Source organism: Rhizobium sp. RAF56 (genome assembly GCF_052113965.1).
In the GTDB taxonomy this organism is placed as follows: domain Bacteria; phylum Pseudomonadota; class Alphaproteobacteria; order Rhizobiales; family Rhizobiaceae; genus Rhizobium.
Genome location: NZ_JBFRDU010000121.1, coordinates 1 through 874, shown reverse-complemented (window position 1 = coordinate 874; position 874 = coordinate 1). Strand labels below are relative to the sequence as shown.

The window sequence follows — 874 nt, the reverse complement described above, 5'->3', positions numbered from 1 at the left end:
TTGGCGTTTGCGCCCGCGACCAGCACATGCACCTCGGAGCCGAGCTTGGCGGCGGCCGTCAGCGCCTTGGCGGTCTGGTCGGAAAGGCTGGCATTGTCGTGATCCGCCAGAAGAAGAATGGTCATGATGATAATCTCCCTGTCTGTCTGAGCTGGCCGGGTCGCGAAGGACCGGCGCTCGAAAAATATTCCCGTGTTSAGCGGCTTYTCGGAACGGCGAGGCCGTCCAAAATCCTSTSCGTCATRCCGGACTTGATCCGGTATCCAGCCGCGCCGCGTCGGCKGCGCGAAAGAGACGTCTRCGCGCAAGGACTTGCGCGGGCTGGATCCCGGCTCAAGGCCGGGATGACGGAAGAAAGGGCCGATCCCGCAAGGCTCAGCCTTTAAAGCACGCCGGCTTCGTTCTTCAGCTTGTCGACCAGTTCGGCCACCGATTTGACCTTGACGCCCGCCTTGCGGCCGGAGGGCTCCTCGGTCTTCAACACCTTCAGCCTCGGCGCCGTATCCACGCCGAAATCGGCCGGCGACTTCTTGTCGAGCGGCTTCTTCTTCGCCTTCATGATGTTCGGAAGCGAGGCATAGCGCGGCTCGTTGAGGCGCAGGTCCGTGGTCACCACCGCCGGCAGCTTCACCTCGATCGTCTGCAGGCCGCCGTCGACTTCGCGCGTGACCTTGGCCGAGCCGTCGCCGATCTCGATCTTCGAGGCAAACGTCGCCTGGGCCGCCCCGATCAGCGCCGCCAGCATCTGGCCGGTCTGGTTGCTATCGTCGTCGATCGCCTGCTTGCCGACGATGATCAGGCCCGGCTGCTCCTCGGCAACGACGCCCTTCAGGATCTTGGCGACCGCCAGCGGCTCGACCGCATCATCGGTCTC

1 protein-coding gene and 1 pseudogene are annotated in these 874 nt (G+C 64.2%); both read right to left on the bottom strand.

What is annotated here, in order from left to right; genetic code table 11:
- Positions 1 to 125 (bottom strand): annotated as a pseudogene (locus tag AB4048_RS28855) (electron transfer flavoprotein subunit alpha/FixB family protein); the annotation flags it as partial.
- Between the two features lie 257 nt (positions 126 to 382).
- Positions 383 to 874, bottom strand: a 492-nt coding sequence (locus AB4048_RS28850; RefSeq protein WP_442204614.1) for an electron transfer flavoprotein subunit beta/FixA family protein, incomplete at its 5' end; no start/stop codon positions are given.